Here is a 510-nt window from a genome sequence, read left to right as displayed (position 1 = left end):
TATGGTAGTTCAAGAGCATGGGAATTAAACGATCAAGCGCTTTTGCATATTTTGCATCATCACTCTGCGCGGCTTCAAACTCTAGCCAAAGCGCTAATAATTCTTGCCCTTGATCTGTTGGTAACATACCAAATAAGCGTTCAGCGGCTTTTATTTCTTTTTCTGCTTGCTCTTTTGAAGCGGCAGTATCATAAACAAACGTGTCGCCTGCGTCGATCTCAACAACGTCATGTATCAATAGCATTTTCATCACTCGACAGATATCGACTGGTGCATTTGCGTGCTCTTCCATTAATACTGCCATCAATGCGACGTGCCAACTGTGCTCACCGCTGTTTTCAAGACGACCTTCGGCGCTTTTCACCCGAGTACGACGCAATACGCTTTTGAGCTTATCAAGCTCAATGAGTAATGCTAACTGTTTTTCTAATCGATCCATATTAGCGCCCTTCTTGCTGCCAATGAGGGTTAGTTAATGATGTCAGCACATGATCTTGCCATTCACCATTG

The 510-nt window shown here is 43.7% G+C and carries 1 protein-coding gene; it reads right to left on the bottom strand.

Annotated features, from left to right (window positions below; all coding sequences use genetic code 11):
* On the bottom strand, nucleotides 1-439 hold a 439-nt coding region (locus tag R7P74_RS29625; protein ID WP_318124326.1), incomplete at its 3' end, for an HD domain-containing protein.
* Nucleotides 440-510: the final 71 nt, after the last annotated feature.

It is taken from the genome of Vibrio sp. 2033, assembly GCF_033339735.1.
Note: the sequence above shows the minus strand (reverse complement) of the source record. Positions and strands in the feature narration are given on the sequence as shown.